12 protein-coding genes, 1 tRNA gene and 2 pseudogenes are annotated in these 16,685 nt (G+C 66.5%); 12 read left to right on the plus strand and 3 right to left on the minus strand.

All coding sequences use genetic code 11. From position 1 onward, the window contains the following. The first annotated feature begins 60 nt into the window (after nucleotides 1–60). The 3 genes from Q0A27_RS01370 to Q0A27_RS01380 all read left to right on the plus strand — a co-directional run bounded on the left by Q0A27_RS01370 (nucleotide 61) and on the right by Q0A27_RS01380 (nucleotide 2,208). The gene (locus tag Q0A27_RS01370) at nucleotides 61–762 is read left to right on the plus strand and encodes a TetR/AcrR family transcriptional regulator (RefSeq protein ID WP_291473286.1); all 702 of its coding nucleotides are present in this window, start codon (nucleotides 61–63) and stop codon (nucleotides 760–762) included. A 550-nt stretch (nucleotides 763–1,312) separates the two neighbouring features. Beyond that, nucleotides 1,313–1,642: a PadR family transcriptional regulator gene (locus tag Q0A27_RS01375; protein ID WP_291473287.1), complete on the plus strand. Its 330-nt coding sequence runs from the start codon at nucleotides 1,313–1,315 to the stop codon at nucleotides 1,640–1,642. Next, the gene (locus tag Q0A27_RS01380; RefSeq protein WP_291473288.1) at nucleotides 1,639–2,208 is read left to right on the plus strand and encodes a PspC domain-containing protein; all 570 of its coding nucleotides are present in this window, start codon (nucleotides 1,639–1,641) and stop codon (nucleotides 2,206–2,208) included. The genes Q0A27_RS01375 and Q0A27_RS01380 overlap by 4 nt, the downstream gene beginning before the upstream one ends. Nucleotides 2,209–2,292: 84 nt before the next feature. Here Q0A27_RS01380 and Q0A27_RS14995 read toward each other — a convergent pair. Next, nucleotides 2,293–2,502, minus strand: a pseudogene (locus tag Q0A27_RS14995) (transposase); the annotation flags it as partial. Nucleotides 2,503–2,654: 152 nt separating this feature from the next. Beyond that, nucleotides 2,655–3,698: an alpha/beta fold hydrolase gene (locus Q0A27_RS01385; RefSeq protein ID WP_291473289.1), complete on the minus strand. Its 1,044-nt coding sequence runs from the start codon at nucleotides 3,696–3,698 to the stop codon at nucleotides 2,655–2,657. A 798-nt stretch (nucleotides 3,699–4,496) separates the two neighbouring features. Here Q0A27_RS01385 and Q0A27_RS01390 point away from each other — a divergent pair. Then, a pseudogene (locus Q0A27_RS01390) lies at nucleotides 4,497–5,221 on the plus strand (IS6 family transposase). Between the two features lie 319 nt (nucleotides 5,222–5,540). Here Q0A27_RS01390 and Q0A27_RS01395 read toward each other — a convergent pair. Continuing rightward, nucleotides 5,541–5,623 (minus strand) — tRNA-Leu (locus tag Q0A27_RS01395). A 288-nt stretch (nucleotides 5,624–5,911) separates the two neighbouring features. Between Q0A27_RS01395 and Q0A27_RS01400 the strand changes: the two genes are divergently transcribed. The 8 genes from Q0A27_RS01400 (at nucleotide 5,912) to Q0A27_RS01435 (ending at nucleotide 16,538) form a co-directional block, all read left to right on the plus strand. Beyond that, entirely contained in the window at nucleotides 5,912–7,012 is a 1,101-nt protein-coding gene (locus Q0A27_RS01400; protein WP_291473290.1) for an FhaA domain-containing protein, read from the plus strand. Between the two features lie 129 nt (nucleotides 7,013–7,141). Next, the gene (locus Q0A27_RS01405) at nucleotides 7,142–7,636 is read left to right on the plus strand and encodes an FHA domain-containing protein (protein WP_291473291.1); all 495 of its coding nucleotides are present in this window, start codon (nucleotides 7,142–7,144) and stop codon (nucleotides 7,634–7,636) included. Continuing rightward, nucleotides 7,633–9,372, plus strand: coding sequence for a protein phosphatase 2C domain-containing protein (locus Q0A27_RS01410; RefSeq protein WP_291473292.1), 1,740 nt, complete (start codon nucleotides 7,633–7,635; stop codon nucleotides 9,370–9,372). The genes Q0A27_RS01405 and Q0A27_RS01410 overlap by 4 nt, the downstream gene beginning before the upstream one ends. Before the next feature lies 1 nt (nucleotide 9,373). Next, nucleotides 9,374–10,765, plus strand: a complete 1,392-nt coding sequence (locus Q0A27_RS01415) for an FtsW/RodA/SpoVE family cell cycle protein (RefSeq protein ID WP_291473293.1) — start codon at nucleotides 9,374–9,376, stop codon at nucleotides 10,763–10,765. After that, complete coding sequence (locus Q0A27_RS01420; RefSeq protein WP_291473294.1) at nucleotides 10,762–12,213, plus strand: penicillin-binding protein 2; 1,452 nt, start codon at nucleotides 10,762–10,764, stop codon at nucleotides 12,211–12,213. The genes Q0A27_RS01415 and Q0A27_RS01420 overlap by 4 nt, the downstream gene beginning before the upstream one ends. Then, on the plus strand, nucleotides 12,214–13,830 hold the full coding sequence (locus tag Q0A27_RS01425) for a serine/threonine-protein kinase (RefSeq protein ID WP_291473295.1): 1,617 nt from the start codon (nucleotides 12,214–12,216) through the stop codon (nucleotides 13,828–13,830). A 91-nt stretch (nucleotides 13,831–13,921) separates the two neighbouring features. Further along, nucleotides 13,922–15,958 (plus strand): Stk1 family PASTA domain-containing Ser/Thr kinase, encoded by a 2,037-nt coding sequence (pknB, locus tag Q0A27_RS01430; protein ID WP_291473298.1) that lies wholly within the window; start codon nucleotides 13,922–13,924, stop codon nucleotides 15,956–15,958. A gap of 259 nt (nucleotides 15,959–16,217) precedes the next feature. Further along, complete coding sequence (locus Q0A27_RS01435; RefSeq protein ID WP_291473296.1) at nucleotides 16,218–16,538, plus strand: hypothetical protein; 321 nt, start codon at nucleotides 16,218–16,220, stop codon at nucleotides 16,536–16,538. Nucleotides 16,539–16,685 lie beyond the last annotated feature (147 nt).

Raw genomic sequence — 16,685 nt, forward strand, 5'->3', positions numbered from 1 at the left:
GGATCAACATATCATAGATATGTTGCGGCGTATCGGCGATACTTACGCTACGGTAGCAGAATGAGCAGGGACGCGTCGACAGGAACGAGAGAAAAGTTGATCGCCGCTGCCGCGGACATGATCGCCCGCTCGCCCGGCGAGGACTTCTCACTACGGGCGGTGTGCGACACCGTGGGAGTCAAGCTGCCCACCGCCTACCACTTCTTCGGATCGAAGCAGGGACTGGCGGACGCCGTGGTGGAGTACGGCTTCGACATGTACATCGCCGAGAAACAGGCCATGGAGTGGACCGGTGACCCGATCCAGGACATCCGCACCGGCTGGGACGCTCATGTCGACTTCGGCCTAGCGAATCCGGGCTTCTACGCCCTGATGTACGGCAAGGTGCAGCCCGGCCACGCCCCCGCCGCCCAGTCCCGGCCTGCCGAGATCCTGCTCGGACTCACCACGACAGCCGCGGAACAGGGACGCCTCGTCGTCTCCCCGGAACAGGCGTCCGCCCACATCCTGGCCACCAACATCGGGGTCACGCTGCGCCAGATCATCCAGGGAAACCCCGACCCCGATCTCTCCGCAGCCGTGCGCGACGGGGTTGTCGACGCGATTACCGGCAGCGGAAGGCCGGACGGTGCTGACTGCTCCGGTGCGATCTCAGCGGTCACCGAGCTCGCCGCGTCCAACTCGGACACCCTCGGCCCCGCCGAGACCCGCCTGCTGCAGGAATGGCTACAGCGGCTCCGGGAGGTCGGGGAAGACCAGTAAGCGACCGTCGTCACCAGATAGAGACCACCTCATGAGCAAGGGGATCTAGTGATAGCGGTCCCTGCGGCAGCCTTTCTCCACGCCACTCGTCAACACGCATGTACGAATCACTGACCAGCGAGGTTAGGGCCAGCAGCAAACAGTGACCCGAGGGACTGCTGCACGGATAGGTGACCAGATGTGCCGGTGCCTGACAGTGTCCGGCAGTGTCGGAGGTGCTGTTGCAAATAGGGTTTCCCTTTACTTACCGATCGACAACAAGCACTTCAACTCCTACTTCACAAGTGCTTCTTCACCCGAGTTCTCGAGCCTGCAACCGCACCAGCAGGAACACCGCCACAGCGGCCCCGGTCGCGAGCGACCCTCGCATGGGCTGTGACGCGAGGCGACTGTAATTGCTCGCACTCGCAACGCGTCTGCTCAGACATAAGTCCGGGGCGACCGTCGGCCAGTGAGAAGGCGACGGGGCAGGCATCCATCGATCAGGAGCCGCACGTCCGACAAGGTTACTTATCTAAACTCTAGTACCTTGGTATGTTATAGTACCTGCATGAGTGAGAGTCAGAAGATGATGACATTGCGGAGGGGCCTGCTGGAACCGTTGGTACTCACAGCTCTCGACGGACGCCAACGGTACCCGGCCGAGATCGTGGCAGCCCTTCGAGAAGCGGGGTTTCCCGCTCAGGAAGGAACCCTCTACCCATTGCTCACCAAGCTCGGGAAAGAGGGGGTGGTGACTCACGAGTGGCGCGAATCACCCTCCGGGCCGCCCCGCAAGTATCTGAGCCTCACCCCACTCGGCCAGCAGCAGCTTGCCGAGTTCAAGGCCTACTGGCACTCCCTCACCCAGACCATCGAGCAGATAGGACGACACCCATGAGCACACGACACATGCGACTCTCCGGGCACGCACGCGTGTTCACGCTCACCGACGATGCGCACACCGAACTCCTGGACTACCTCAGGCGGGCGCGCTTGACGCTCGACACCGAACCGGAATCCGAAGAGACGCTTCGCGACCTCGAAGCGTCGATCGGAGAGCAACTCGGACCGCTCTACACCAGCGCCGATACCGTCGTCACTGCCGATGAGATGCTGACCATCCTGGAACAGCTAGGGCCGATCGAGGCAGACCCGACCGGATTCGCGACTTCCCCGACCCGTCGCAGCCCCGCATGGGCACGTGTCATCGAAGGTAAGTGGATCGGCGGCGTATGTTTGGGAATCGCCAGCCGCGGCGGATTCAATCCCGCTTGGGTACGAGGCCTCTCCGTCGTCCTCGTGGTACTCATCGCGGGAATCATCGCCCCGCTGGGTGAGGGCATTCCCATGCTCGTCTTCCTGATCGCAGCCGTCCTCGTATACCTCGCCTTGATGCTTCTCCTGCCGCCTACGAGGACCGTGCGGGAGTATCAGCGCATGTACGGCGACGCTGCGGGACACTGACCACGCAGAGCCAACTGGCAAAGCGGAAAACTGCCAGCCCGCGTCGTACACGGAGGTGGACAGCCGCAGAGAGCGCGACAGCGCGGCCACTGACAGATCTTCGATACCGATGACTTGGGTGTTGTTCACCAGTTGTCGAGACAGCTTGTCGAGGTGGTCTTTGCGCTGGCAAACTACCTTGCGGCTGATCTTGGCCACCTTCGCGGCGGCTTTCTTCCGGTTGGAGCTTCCCTTGATCTTCCGTGACAGCTCACGTTGCGCAGAAGCTAGTGCGCGCTTGGCCGACCCCAGCATTGCAACAGCACCTCCAGCGCAGCGATCGTCACCGAGAGATCCTTGACTAGAAAAGACACCACCAGGACGAACACACCCTGCCCGACGGAGAGCGGCTCAGTGCCGGTGTCTGGATCGACGTGCCGGCTGACGGTCACAGGCAACGGCACCTTCTATAGGGGCCTGGCGTTTTCGGACAACCATCCGAATGGTCCGGTCAATCCCTCGGTGAACTCCGTGGTTCCGCCGCCCATGATTGGTGAGTTGGGTGTGCAGCGTTTCTCCGGGACGCTGCCCGGATCCAGAGCGTCGCGCACGATGTCAATGACCCGCGGTGAGTACGACATGGAGATGTGGTCGGAATGGTCCTGTGCGCACCCGTCCTGGACGGTGACGTTGGTGACCGTCGCACCCTCACCAGCGGTGAGGAACGTGGAGTCATACGGGGTGGTGACCTCGTCATACCTCGTGGCTACCACGGTGTAGTCGACGCCGGGTACCGTGTCGCCGCGTTCGTCGAGCTTGGCGAGCAGAGGTGATCCGTACTGCTGCTGGGTTCCGGCCTCCCCGATGACATAGTCCAGGGCAGGATCCAGGTCGAGCCCGAGGCCTTCGATGAACCGGTTGAGGTTGGCCAGCCCGGACAGTGTGGTGCCGTGATTGGTCGCTCCCAGTGTGATGGCTTTGTCGACCTTCTCCGCTCCCCCGTTGAAGGCCAGGTACTGGCGGGCGAGCAGTCCACCCTGGGAGTGACCGACCAAATCGACCTTTCGGCTACCCGTGGTCTCAAGAACACGGTCAACGAAGGACTCGATCTCACCGGCGGAGGCTGTGATATCGCCCGTGCCGAACGTGTTCGGCAGGACGGTGCCCACCCCGCCCTTGTCGAGGATCTCGGCACGACCATAATTGGGGGCGAAGACGCAGTACCCGTCGTCGGCGAGTTGCGGGGCGAGCCCCGACCAGTTGTCGTAGGCGTTCTCCCAGGTTCCGTGGATGAGGACAACCGGGTCCGGGTGGTCTTTGCTGGGGACGCAGTCCCACTCATTGGCTCCGGCTGGCGACCGCTGCGGGTCATGGAAGCTTTCGACGAAGGCGTCGACGAAGTTGGACGGCGAGTGTGTCTCAGCGACAGCTGTCGGAGCCGTTGTCGCCACTACCGCGACAGCAGCGATGCCCAGCAGCTCAGCAACAGATTTGTTATGTAGATGCAACATATAGGTCATGGTACTTGCAGGGAGCCATGGCCAACGGTGAACGGTGAAGATAGCTGGCAAGTAATTATCCCGCGTGGTGCGATCAGCAGATCAGGTATCAGCTGAGCTCATCGACAGTGCAGCAGTCCCTGGGATGCGCTCTTCACTGAGGCACTGAACTGTGCGAAAGCTGCCGAGAAGGCACTAGAGATCGCGCGACAGGCAGAGCGAGACGCCGTCGTCACCGCTCACGCCGCAGGTGCGAGCAATACCAAGATCGGGAAGTTCATCAACCGCTCACCGACGGTCATCGGTGTCGCGGACACCATCGAGGTGTACACCCGCAACGGTGACCCGCTGTACGCCGGTACCGACGGGGTGATGGCGGCACAGGCGGTCATCAGCGAGCGTCAGCGGGGATTGAGTCCTCAGCAGGTCACAGACTGGGCAGAGGACTACCACCGTGTGGCGGGTCGACTTCTGGAGCCGGGGGTGATCACCCCGCAGACGGCAACGGTGATCAGCAACGTGGTGCGCGATGCTGAGCAGGTCATTGCACCTGAGCAGCTGCCGGAGGATCATCACCGGTTGCGCGAGGTCCTGGAGTCCGACGGTGCTGCAACGCCGGCCCCGCCGGCCGAGACAACTGTCGGTCAGGATCCTGGCGCCGTCGGTGAGATCGAGGTGTCGTTTGCCGAGTACGATCCGCCGGCCTCACGGTCTTCGTTGACGGAGCCTCCGGCGTCCGGCGCAGCCGAGCCGGGGCAGATCGACAGGTGCTGTTGCAAAGTTGGGGGCAATCGATCAGGATCGGCCCGCATGGGCATTTTCTCCGGTAGGCATTACCCCCCCAAGATGTGATCCTCTGGGCCGTACGGTGGTACTGCCGATACGGGGTGTCCTACCGGGATCTTGAGGAGATGCTCAGCGAGCGTGGTGTGCCGGTCGATCACACCACCATCTACCGGTGGGTACAGAAGTACGGCCCAGAGCTGGACAAAAGAACCCGTTGGTACCGTCAAATCTCACCCTGGTTCTCCGATTCCTGGCGGGTTGATGAGACATACATTCGAGTCGGAGGTAAATGGTGCTACCTCTACCGGGCAGTGACCAAGGACGGCCGTAGCGTGGAGTTCTACATGTCCACCCGACGTAACACGACGGCAGCGACACGGTTCCTGGGTAAAGCACTGCGCGGTGCTGGTCACCGCGGTCCTCACAACGGTCCCCGGGTGATAGGTACCGACAAAGCGCCCACGTACGCTGGCGCGATCGAGAAGTTGATCACAGAGCAGAAACTGCCGAGGATGGTAGAGCATCGTCAGGTGAAGTACCTGAACAACGTGATCGAGGGCGATCACGGCCGACTCAAGCGCATCCTGGGTCCTAAAGGTGGTGGGTTCAAGACCCCGGTGTCGGCCTACAGGACACTGCAGGGCATGGAGGCTATGCATGCGCTGCGCAAGGGCCAGGGCAGAGTGTTCGCCTTCGGGCGCCTGAACGCGGATGCGGTGATCGTTGCCAAGGCCTTCGCCGGCGTCTGAGGGGCCAGTGCCACAGGGTTGGGGATCCCCACCGTGGGCAGCACTTGGGCACTGCCCGCACCACTTTGCAACAGCACCAGTGTGGGTATCTACGCCGCTCACGTCCACCCGCCCAACCGGTAGCCGTGAGATCGTGATCCCTCCTCATGGAAAGGCCCCTGGATACCCGACGCCAGGAGGTAACCTGGGGAGTTGTCGACCAGTTCCCGCAGTAGTGACACTTTCACTGCACGGCCACTCCGGACAACGAAAAACCGGAGGTCACAAACCCTTTCGAGTTTGTGACCTCCGGCCGGTTCAGTTCGTGAACCGCTCACTGTGGGCGAAGGGGGACTTGAACCCCCACGTCCCTAAGGACACTGGCACCTGAAGCCAGCGCGTCTGCCATTCCGCCACTCGCCCGTGGCATCGATCAAAGTGATCAACGTGGGTTGCTTCTGCAACGGGTTGTAAGGTTAGCACCGGCGCCACGATCACACAAAGGCGCAGCTCATACACTGTTTTCCCGATCGCCGAGCGCGATCCCGGCCAACTCGACTCCCATCGCGTCCGACGGATCCCTATAATGGGCGCTCACTGTTCACCCGACTCGAACTTCAGCGTGTCAGCGTCCCCGGGTACCCCTTGATCAACCCGGACATCATCCCGCGACCTGGGAGGCACAGCGCAAGGAAGGCAGGACCCCGGTTCATGGATCTCTTCGGACGATTCCGCAAGCTCGACAGCTCGCTCCAGCGTGGCCTGGACAACGGCTTTGCGCGCGTTTTCGGTGGCGAGGTCGTCCCTGCCGAGATTGACGAGCTGCTCAAGCAGGAGGTGGAGGACGCACTGATGGAGGACAGCTCCGGCGCCCTCCACGCACCGTCCACCTATGAGGTGCATCTCGCCGCCCGCGACCATGACAATCTCATCTCGCAGCGCCCCGACCTGGACCACGAGCTCCGCGACCGCATCAACCGCTTCATCCGCAACGAGGGCTGGACCACCTCCGCCCCGCTGACCGTGGACCTCGTCCGCGACGACGGTATGCACACCGGCCAGCTGAAGTGCCGGTCGAGCTTCACCGCCGCCCACCAGCGTGCGGCCGCCGAGGAGAAGAAGGGTGCCGCGTCCTCGTCTGCTGCTTCCCCCGGCACGTCCACCGACGCCCCCGAGTGGCCCAGCTCCGAGCCGGACTCCGGCCGCTCCCCCGTCGCCCGCCCCTACAATGCCGACGGCGATGCCGGCGCAGCCGCCGCCGGTGCCGCAGCAGCCGGCTCCCTCGCCGGCCTCGCCCACCCGCAGGGCCGGGCGTCCTCGGCGTCCGCCTGGGGACAGTCGACGTCCGCGCCGGAGAACCGGCCGGAATCGCGCCCCGAGCAGCGTCCGGAAGCACAGTCGGAACCTGCGTCCGAACCGGAACGACGCCCCGAACCCGCACCCGAGACCGAGGTCGTCCCCGGCCCGACCGCCGAAGCGGTCCACGGTGCCGACGGGGCCACCGGTGCCGGTGACGGCACCCCGCAGCGCACCGTCACCCTCTACCTCCAGGACGGCTCCGACCGCACCTACGTCCTCAACCAGGGCAGCAACACCATCGGCCGCGGCAACCAGGTCGACTTCCGCCTCCCGGACACCGGCGTCTCCCGCCGCCACGGGGACATCACCTGGGACGGTTTCGACGCCGTCTACACCGACCTGCGGTCCACCAACGGCACCACCGTCAACGACATCCCGGTGGAGAACTGGCTCCTCGCCGACGGCGACGTCATCTCCCTGGGTCACAGCAGCATCGAGGTGCGCTTCAGCTGACGGACACATCCGTACCCCGCCCGACCCCGGAGCATCCGTCACGACCCCTCCAAACACAGGTACCTGCCGTAAAGTGGGCACAGCTGTACCCCTGCCCACCGTCCGTGACATCCGTGAGGAGTTGCCCCTATGCAGTCCACCCTGGTCCTGGTCGTCAAGATCGGCCTGCTGGTCGTGCTCTGGCTGTTCATCTGGGTCGCCGTCCGCGCGATGAACCGCGACGTCGGACGCGCCGCCACCGCCGGTGCCGTTCCCGTCGGTGGCGGCAAGGCCGCCTACGCTGCGTCCGCCCCCGCCCAGCACCGCGGCCGGGGATTCTCCCGCAGCGTCGGGCCTCAGTCCCTCGCACTGACGACGGGACCACTGACCGGCACGACCCTGGCCCTCGCCGGATACGACGAGGTCACCGTGGGCAGGTCATCGGGCTGCACCCTCGTCCTCGAGGACGACTTCGCCTCCGGCACCCACGCCCGGCTGATCCGCCGTGGCCCGGACTGGTACCTCGAGGATCTCGACTCGCGCAACGGCACATTCCTGGCCGGCCAGCGCATCGACCAGCCGGAACCCCTGCGTGCAGGCAGTGAGTTCCGCATCGGCCAGACCACAGTGAGGATGGACGCATGACGTCGGAGACACTCGCCCTCAATTTCGCCGCCCACTCCGACCGTGGTCTGGTGCGCGGCAACAACGAGGACTCCGCCGTCGCGGCGTCCAACCTGCTCGCCCTGGCCGACGGCATGGGCGGCCACGCCGCCGGTGAAATCGCCTCGCAGCTGATGATCGAGGCCCTGCTGCCGCTCAACGCCCAGTTCCTCGGCGATGCTGCCCGGGACATCACCGTCGACCGGCTGCCCGGCATGCTCGTCGAGGCGATGGACAACGGAAACCGCGCCATCGCCGCGCACGTCGACGAGAACCCGACCCTCGACGGCATGGGCTGCACCCTGAGCTCCCTGCTCTTCTTCGACGGCCGGATGGGCGTCTGCCACGTCGGCGACTCCCGCGGCTACCTGCTGCGCGACGACGTCCTCACCCAGATCACCAAGGACGACACCTACGTCCAGTCCCTCGTCGACGAGGGCAAGCTCGACCCGGCGGACGTCTCCAGCCATCCGCAGCGCTCACTGATCCTCAAGGCCCTCACCGGACGCCCCGTCGAACCGACCCTGCAACTGCTCGAGGTCCACGCCGGCGACCGGTTCATGCTCTGCTCCGACGGCCTGTCCGACCCGGTCAGCGCGGATACCATCCGCGAGGTCCTGGCCACCGGCACGCCCGACGAGGCCGCCACGAAGCTCATCGACCTGGCACTGCGCGGCGGTGGCCCCGACAACGTCACCGTTGTCGTCGCCGATGTCGTCGACACCGCCGACACAGACGCCGGTGGCACAGGCGCTGATGGCGCCCTCGCACTGCCGACCGTCGCCGCACTCGCCGGTGCGATCAACTCCGACGAGACTGAACTTCCCCGCCCGGACACCGCCGCCGGACGCGCCATGGCCGTCAACGTGGTCAACAGTTCCTCCCCGACGCCGCCCGCCGACCAGGGGAAGGACGACGTGTCCGCCGCGCCCGGCACCGACCCGAACGCGATGCCGCCGATGCGCCGCTCCCGGCGCGTCGGACGCCGTCGTGACGCCGGTTCCCCCGGCGCGTCCACCGAGGATCAGGCGGACCCCGACCGTGTCGGTGACGCCGGTACCTCCGGCCGGCGCCACCCGAAGCGACGTCGCCGCATCCTCATCGCCCTGACCGTCGTCGTCGCCCTGGTGGTCATCGCCGGTATCGGTGGCTGGATCGCCAAGCGCAACCTCGACGACTCCTACTTCGTCGCCGTGGCATCCTCCGACGATGTGCCGACTCCGTCGACCACGTCGTCCACGGCGCCCACCACGGCCGCCGCACCCACCAGCGCCGACCCGTCGACCACGGAACCCGCGGCACCGACGACGGGCGCGGCGTCCCCCTCGACCACCCTGGACGCGGACGATCCGGAGGCCGCCGCAGCAGCGAAGGGCACCCCGATCCTCATCTACCAGGGTGCTCCGGGCAGTTTCCTCGGTATCTCGCTGAACTCCGCCTACCAGGAGATTTGCCTCAGCGAGGACGGCGAGATCCGGCTGCTGCCCGCCGGTTCCGACGATCCCTGCCACCGGTTCACCACCGCCGACCTCACCCCGGCGGCCCGCGGTACCCTCGACACGCTCCCGCGGGACTCCTACCAGTCCGTCCAGGACCAGCTGCGCCGCCTGTCGGCACAGACCCTGCCTATCTGCGTGACCCGGGACTCCGACCGTGACAGCGGCGGGGACCCCTCGGACCTCACGACCCCGGGCGTGTCCTGCCGGGAGGTGGACTGACATGGTCCGCCTGGTTCCGAAGGTGCGCTCCTCGCACGTCCGGCCGCTCGAGTTCGGCCTGCTGATCTTCTCGGCCCTGATCCTCGGCATCGCCGTCATCGCCCTGCAGCTGTCGCAGTCCGACGCCGCGACCCGCGCCGGCGGCGAGGCCACCGGCCTGACCTCCGAGGTCTTCACCGTCCTCGGTGGCTTTATCGTGGTCTTCGGCGTCGCCCATGTGGTGATGTGTCTCAAGGCACCGGACGCCGACCAGCTCATGCTGCCCATCGCCGCCCTGCTCAACGCCATCGGCCTGGTGATGATCTACCGCATCGACCTCGCCGCGGAGACCACGCGCGCGAACTCGCAGATCATGTGGACGGTCATCGGTGTGGCGATCTTCTGTGCCGTCATCATCTTCATGCGGTCCCACCAGAACCTGCAGAACTACGCCTACCTGCTCGGTCTCGGCGGGCTGTTCCTGTCCGCCCTGCCGATCGTCTGGCCGACGTCGATCAACTCCGACGCCAAGGTGTGGATCAGTCTCGGCCCGTTCTCCATCCAGCCCGGTGAGTTCGCGAAGATCATGCTGCTGATCTTCTTCGCCGCCCTGCTGGTCAACAAGCGCACCCTGTTCACCGTGGCGGGACGCCGCGTCCTCGGTCTGCAGTTCCCGCGGCTGCGCGACCTTGGGCCGATCCTGCTGGTCTGGGGCGTGGCGATCCTCATCTCCATCTTCCAGAACGACTTCGGCCCCGCGCTGCTGCTCTTCGGCACGGTCCTCGGGATGCTCTACATCGCCACCGGCCGGTCGTCCTGGCTGATCATCGGTGTGGGCCTGGCGGTCATCGGCGGATGGAGCGTCTTCCAGATCTCCGACAAGATCCAGGACCGCTTCACCAACTTCCTCGACCCGCTGGCCACCTACGACGACGGCACCGGCTACCAGCTGTCCCAGGCACTGTTCGGGATGAGCTTCGGTGGCGTGACCGGCACCGGCATCGGCCAGGGCTACCCGCAGCTCGTGCCGGTGGCCTACGCCGACTTCATCCTCTCCTCCATCGGTGAGGAGCTCGGCTTCATCGGTCTGGCCGCCGTCCTCATTCTCTTCGCGGTCCTGGTGACCCGCGGCATGGTCACCGCGCTGAACGCGCCGGACTCTTTCGGCAAGCTCGTCGCCGCAGGACTGTCGCTGACCATCGCCATCCAGATCTTCGTGGTCACCGGCGGTGTCTCGAAGCTGCTGCCGATGACCGGACTGACCACACCGTTCATGTCGCACGGCGGGTCAAGTCTGCTCGCGAACTACCTGTTGCTCGCGATCCTGCTGAAGATCTCGCACGACACCCGCACCCGGGCGAAGGACGCCGCAGCCGAGACCACCAGTGACAACCGGGCGGAGGTGCCCCAGTGAACCGCGCAATCAGGAACGTCTCCGTCTTCGTCTTCGTGCTCATCGCGATCCTCCTGGTCAACCTGACCTGGATCCAGGGCTTCCAGACGGACACCTACGCCCACAACTCCCGCAACGCCCGCCAGTACTTCGAGACCAAGTCCGTCCCGCGCGGCCAGATCACCGCCGGTGGTCAGATCCTGGCCCAGTCCACCCCGGACGAGGACGGTTTCTACCAGCGCGCCTACCCGACCGCGCCGGCCGCCTACGGCTCGGTCATCGGCTACCTCTCCGACCGCTACGGTGCCGCCGGCATCGAGCAGTCGCAGAACTCCATCCTCGACGGCACCGATGATTCCCTGCTGCCCAGCCAGGTGTGGGACACCCTCACCGGCAAGGAGAAGCGCGGTGCGAACGTCGAGCTGACCCTCAACCCGTCCGTGCAGCAGACGGCCTACGACCAGCTGTCGAATGCCGGCTACTCCGGTTCGGTCGTCGCGCTGCGTCCGTCGACCGGCGAGATCCTGGGCATGGCGTCCACCCCCTCCTACGATCCGGAGGCCGTCTCCTCGAGCGACTCCGAGGCCGCGGACGCCACCTTCGAGGCACTGCAGAACGACGAGAACGCCCCGCTGCTCAACCGCTCCACCCAGCAGACCCAGCCCCCGGGATCGACCTTCAAGCTGATCACCACCGCCACCGCCCTGGCCGACGGCGACAGCGCCGACACCCTGGTCACCGGTTCCCCGCAGATCACCCTGCCCGACGGCACCACCACCCTGGAGAACTACGGCGGTTCCTCCTGCGGTGCCGACCAGGTGACCCTGCGCACCGCCTTCGAGAAGTCCTGCAACACCGCCTTCGTGGACCTCTCCCAGCGCCACGGCACGGATGCCTTCAAGGACACCGCCAAGGCCTTCGGCATCGACGAGGAGAACACGTTCGGCCACGTCGGCCTGCCGGTGCAGGACTCGACCGTCGGCGAGATCCCCGACGCGTCCGCCCTGGCACAGTCCGCCATCGGCCAGCGCGACGTCGCCCTGACCCCGCTGCAGAATGCGGTCATCGCAGCGACGATCGCCAACGGCGGCAAGCGGATGGAACCGCACCTCGTCAAGGAAGTCACCGGCGCGGACCTCAAGCCGCTGGAGACGACGAAGCCGAAGGAGGTCAACCAGGCCATCGACGGCGAGATCGCCTCGCAGCTCACCGACCTCATGAAGGACGCCGAGACCTACGCCGGCGGCACCATGGGGCTGGCCTCGAAGACGGGTACCGCCGAGCACGGTGAGGACTCCCGCAACTCCAACCCGCACGCCTGGTACGTCGCCTTCGCCCCCGAGGGTGACGTCGCCGTGGCCGTCCTCGTCGAGAACGGCGGTGACCGTGGCCAGGCTGCGACCGGTGGTGCCGTCGCCGGCCCGATCGGCCGTGCCGTCATCCAGGCCGCCCTCCAGGAGGCGCAGTAAATGAGCGACGAGACGACAGCCTTCCCCCCCGGTGACCGGTCCAGCGACCCGCACCGGGAGGACGCCCGACGCATGCAGCGCGTCCTCGACTCCCACTACGGGCACCGGTTCCAGGTCGACCGCGTCATCGGCCGCGGTGGCATGTCCACCGTCTGGCTCGCCGCGGATTCCGGCGCCGGAGAGACCGGGGAGACCGGCAAGACCCCTGCCCGCGATGTCGCGGTGAAGGTCCTCAAGCCCGAGCTCACCGACGACGCCGAGTTCCGCGCCCGGTTCCGCGCCGAGGCGGAGGCCGCCGAGACGGTCCACTCCCAGCACGTCGTGGAGACCTACGACTACGGCGAGGTACCCGACGTCGACGGCACCGGCGTGACCTACTGCTTCATCGTCATGGAGTATGTCCAGGGTGAGTCGCTGGCGGACATCCTCGCCCGCGAGCGCACCTTGCCCGAGGTCATGGCGCTGGACCTGCTGACCCAGGCGGCAACCGGTCTGCAGGCGATCCACGACCGTGGGCTGGTCCACCGGGACATCAAACCCGGCAACCTCATGATCACCGCCGACGGCCTGGTGAAGGTCACCGACTTCGGGATCGCCAAGGCGGCGTCCGCCGTGCCGCTGACCCGCACCGGCATGGTCGTCGGCACCGCACAGTACGTCTCCCCGGAGCAGGCGCAGGGCCATGATGTCGGCCCGACGAGCGACGTCTACTCGCTCGGCGTCGTCGGCTACGAGATCCTCGCCGGGCACCGCCCGTTCTCCGGGGAGTCGACGGTCTCCGTGGCACTGAAGCACATCAGCACCCCGGCCCCGCAGATCCCCGGGGAGGTCTCCACCCCGGTGCGCGAGCTCATCGACATCTGCCTGCGCAAGGATCCGCGCACCCGCTACGCCGACGGTGGCGAGCTGGCCGCCGCGGCCGTGAAGGTGCGGGCCGGTGGCATGCCGCCGGTGCCGGTGTCGATGTCGGCTCAGACCCGGGCGGTCAGTGCGCCGCCGGTCGCCCCGGCCACGCAGACCCGGCTGGGCCGGGTCACCGACCCGTCGAACATGGGACCGGCGCCGCGTCCCACCGGACAGCAGAACACCGGTCAGGCCGCGCAGACCGCCGCCCCGCAGCGTCCTGTGAAGAAGAAGTCCGGCAACGGCTGGATCTGGTTCATCGTCATCGTCGCCATCGCCGGGATCGGCGTCCTCGTGTGGGCGCTGTCCTCGGGCCTGGGCGACTCCGGCGAGGAATCCCCGACCCGGACAACGACCGTCATCGAGCAGGTCCCGGTGGACCCTCCGGAGCAGCAGTGGACCCCGGAGGAGACCCCCGAGGACACGCCGGAGCAGACCGTCCCGGAGACCACCGACAACAATCTGCCGACGACCGAGAACCCCGGCCCGACCTCGACCCCGGGCACCGGGAGCAACGGGTCCACACCGACGACTCCCACCACCCCGGACAACGGGGACGACGGGAGTAACAACGGCGGCACCGACAACGGTGAGAACGGTGGACAGACCAACGGTAACGGCGGGGCGAACAGCGCCATGCCGTCGGAACCGGAGGCGACCGGCACCGGAGATCGCGCCGCGGACGCCGCGGATGACGCGGGACTGACGCTGTGATTGCTGGTAGTGGTGTTAACAACACCGGTAAACTCACTGGAGACGCCACCGCCGGACACCCCGCGCAGTGGAAAGGAGAGGCAACGTGGATCTGACCAACACCATCCTCGGCGGCCGCTACCGCCTCGGTGCCGTCATCGGCACCGGTGGCATGTCGGATGTCTACGCCGCCACCGATGAGCTGCTCGGACGCGATGTCGCCGTGAAGATGATGCGGGCCGACCTCGCCCGTGACGAGACGTTCCTCGAACGTTTCCGCCGCGAGGCGAAGAACGCCGCGAAGCTGAACCACCACGCCATCGTCGCGGTGTACGACACCGGTCAGACCGCCCCGGAGACCGGCTCGGTGCCGTACATCGTCATGGAACGCGTCCACGGGTCCACGCTACGCGAGATCATCCGCGACTCGGGCCCGTTGCCGCTCACCGAGGCTGGCCGGGTCATGGCGGAGGTCTGCCGGGCGCTGTCGTTCTCGCACGAGGCCGGCATCATCCACCGGGACGTCAAGCCCGCGAACATCATGATCACCAACACCGGCGCGGTGAAGGTGATGGACTTCGGCATCGCCCGGGCCCTGTCGGACTCGACCTCCGCCATGACGCAGACCTCCGCGGTCATCGGCACCGCGCAGTACCTTTCCCCGGAGCAGGCGCGCGGCCGGTCCGCGGACGCGCGCTCCGACATCTACGCTGCGGGCTGCGTCCTCTACGAGATCACGACGGGGCGCCCGCCGTTCTCCGGCGAGTCCCCGTTCTCCGTGGCATTCCAGCATGTTCAGGACGCCCCGGTCCCGCCGTCGACGCTGCCGGGCATGCACCTGGATGAGCGGCAGTCACTCGCCCTGGACTCGGTGGTCCTCACCGCCATGGCGAAAGATCCCTCGGACCGGTACGACACCGCCGACCAGATGGCCTCGGACCTGCAGGCGGTCGCCGACCGTCGCATGCCGATGGCCGCGGTCAACTACACCGGGGCCCCGGCGCACGAGCAGCCGTCCGCGGACGCGGAGTCCACGACGGTCTTCCCGCAGGCGGGCGCTGCCGCGGCAGGTGCCGGCCTGGCGGGTGCCGCCGGCGCTGCTGCGGGTGCCGGTGCTGCCGGTGGCAGAGCCGGGAATGCGGCTCCGGCAGACCACAACTCCTCGACACAGGCTTCCGGGCAGGACGACGCCGACGATTCCGGGAAGGGGAAAAAGAAGCGCCGCGCGAGCACCATCGCATGGATTGTCGCGCTTCTCGCCCTGCTCGGCGTCGGAGGTGTCGTCGCCTACAACCTCGTCAGTGACGACGGCTTCGACAGCAGCGAAACCCAGGTCTCCGTGCCGGACGTGAGAGACCGGCCACAGGCAGAGGCCGAACAGATCCTCGAGGAGGCCGGGTTCAACGTCCAGGTTGAGGAAACCGCTGACGCCGACATTGCGCGCGGTAACGCGATCCGTACGGATCCGGGCACCGATTCCTCCGTACCGAAGGGCTCACAGATCACCCTGTACGTCTCCTCCGGTAAGGAGATCACCGAGGTGCCGGACCTCACGGGCATGAACACCGAGCAGGCGCAGCGTGCCCTCAGCGATGTGGGACTGAAGTTGAAGTCCCAGGTCGAGGAGGAAGCGAACGACTCCGTCGAGGCCGGCAAGATCACCCGACAGTCGCCGGGCCAGGGCTCCCAGGTCTCCAAGGGCACGGAGGTGGCGATCACCGTCTCCACCGGTGCCGAGGAGGTCCGGGTGCCGACGGTCTCCGGTCAGGATCTGGACGATGCCCGGGACAACCTCGAGGGCGCCGGCTTCACCGTGAACGTCGAGATGGTCGACTCCACGGAGCCCGAGAACCGTGTTCTCAGCGCCTCCAACGAGGGAACCCGTCAGCCGAAGGGGTCCACGGTCACCATCACGGTCTCCAGGGGCAACCAGTTCACCATGCCGAACCTGCAGAACCGGAACATCGACGAGGTCGAAGGCCTGCTGAAGGACGCCGGCTGGACCGGCGGCACCGTCCAGCGCGACCCGGTGAACACCCTCGATCCGCTGGCGATCGACCGTGTCGTCGGACAGACCCAGGCATCTGGTTCGACCGTCAGCAAGGACGCGACGATCACCGTACGGGTGAACGTCCTCGGGGTGCCCTGACGGCTGGGTGCCCGGTCGGTTGGTGCCTGTGAAGGATCGGTGCTCCGACGGTCGTGACGCCGCCCCTGGGGTGGGTCGGCCTCCGGTATGTGGAGGGTGCGCGGACGTGCACCCGAGCTCTGTGGGAGGAGAACCTGGGTAGGCACCCGGGGTGTCCACGGTGCCATCGCCGTTCCGGTTCGCCGCATACAGACCTCGGATCCGATGTCTTCCCGGCCACGCACCGGCGCCGGCATGTTCCGCCACTAGAATGCAGGACATGAATTCCGGAATGACGCGCATATACACGGTCTCGGTCCGCCCTGCGGACATCGACGGATCCGGGGAAGGGATGGGGGAGGCAGGAGCTTTCCGTTGGACCGCCCGGGTCGCGGAGCTCCCGGACTGTGTGGCGACCGGATCCTCCTTCGATGAGCTGGAGCAGTTGATCCGCACCCGGCTCCTTGAACAGGTCGGCGGGCGTCGCAACGGCGGAACACTCTCCCGTGACGACACGGACGTCGAACTCCAGTGGTCGATCGACGAGACGGACTCCATCGGCGACGCCGGCATGCAGTCCGCCCACTGGCTGGAGGAATAGGACTTCCTGCCCCCCACTGCCGGACTCTGCCCCACCCTCGTCTACCCCGACCTTGCCCGCAGCTCTGGGCCGAACTGAACCCACAACGCGCGAAGTCACTACTTCGCCGGATCCATGCCCGGCTATGGTGGGCCAACCCCCCCACCC

Origin of the sequence: Corynebacterium sp., from assembly GCF_022712275.1 — a bacterium.
Taxonomy (GTDB): domain Bacteria; phylum Actinomycetota; class Actinomycetes; order Mycobacteriales; family Mycobacteriaceae; genus Corynebacterium.

Bases quoted from the DNA above. Each gene is read 5' to 3' on its own strand.
- Q0A27_RS01370 (WP_291473286.1), top strand. From the start codon at position 61: ATGAGCAGGGACGCGTCGACAGGAACGAGAGAAAAGTTGATCGCCGCT.
- Q0A27_RS01375 (WP_291473287.1), top strand. From the start codon at position 1,313: ATGAGTGAGAGTCAGAAGATGATGACATTGCGGAGGGGCCTGCTGGAA.
- Q0A27_RS01380 (WP_291473288.1), top strand. From the start codon at position 1,639: ATGAGCACACGACACATGCGACTCTCCGGGCACGCACGCGTGTTCACG.
- Q0A27_RS01385 (WP_291473289.1), bottom strand. From the start codon at position 3,698: ATGTTGCATCTACATAACAAATCTGTTGCTGAGCTGCTGGGCATCGCT.
- Q0A27_RS01400 (WP_291473290.1), top strand. From the start codon at position 5,912: ATGGATCTCTTCGGACGATTCCGCAAGCTCGACAGCTCGCTCCAGCGT.
- Q0A27_RS01405 (WP_291473291.1), top strand. From the start codon at position 7,142: ATGCAGTCCACCCTGGTCCTGGTCGTCAAGATCGGCCTGCTGGTCGTG.
- Q0A27_RS01410 (WP_291473292.1), top strand. From the start codon at position 7,633: ATGACGTCGGAGACACTCGCCCTCAATTTCGCCGCCCACTCCGACCGT.
- Q0A27_RS01415 (WP_291473293.1), top strand. From the start codon at position 9,374: ATGGTCCGCCTGGTTCCGAAGGTGCGCTCCTCGCACGTCCGGCCGCTC.
- Q0A27_RS01425 (WP_291473295.1), top strand. From the start codon at position 12,214: ATGAGCGACGAGACGACAGCCTTCCCCCCCGGTGACCGGTCCAGCGAC.
- Q0A27_RS01435 (WP_291473296.1), top strand. From the start codon at position 16,218: ATGAATTCCGGAATGACGCGCATATACACGGTCTCGGTCCGCCCTGCG.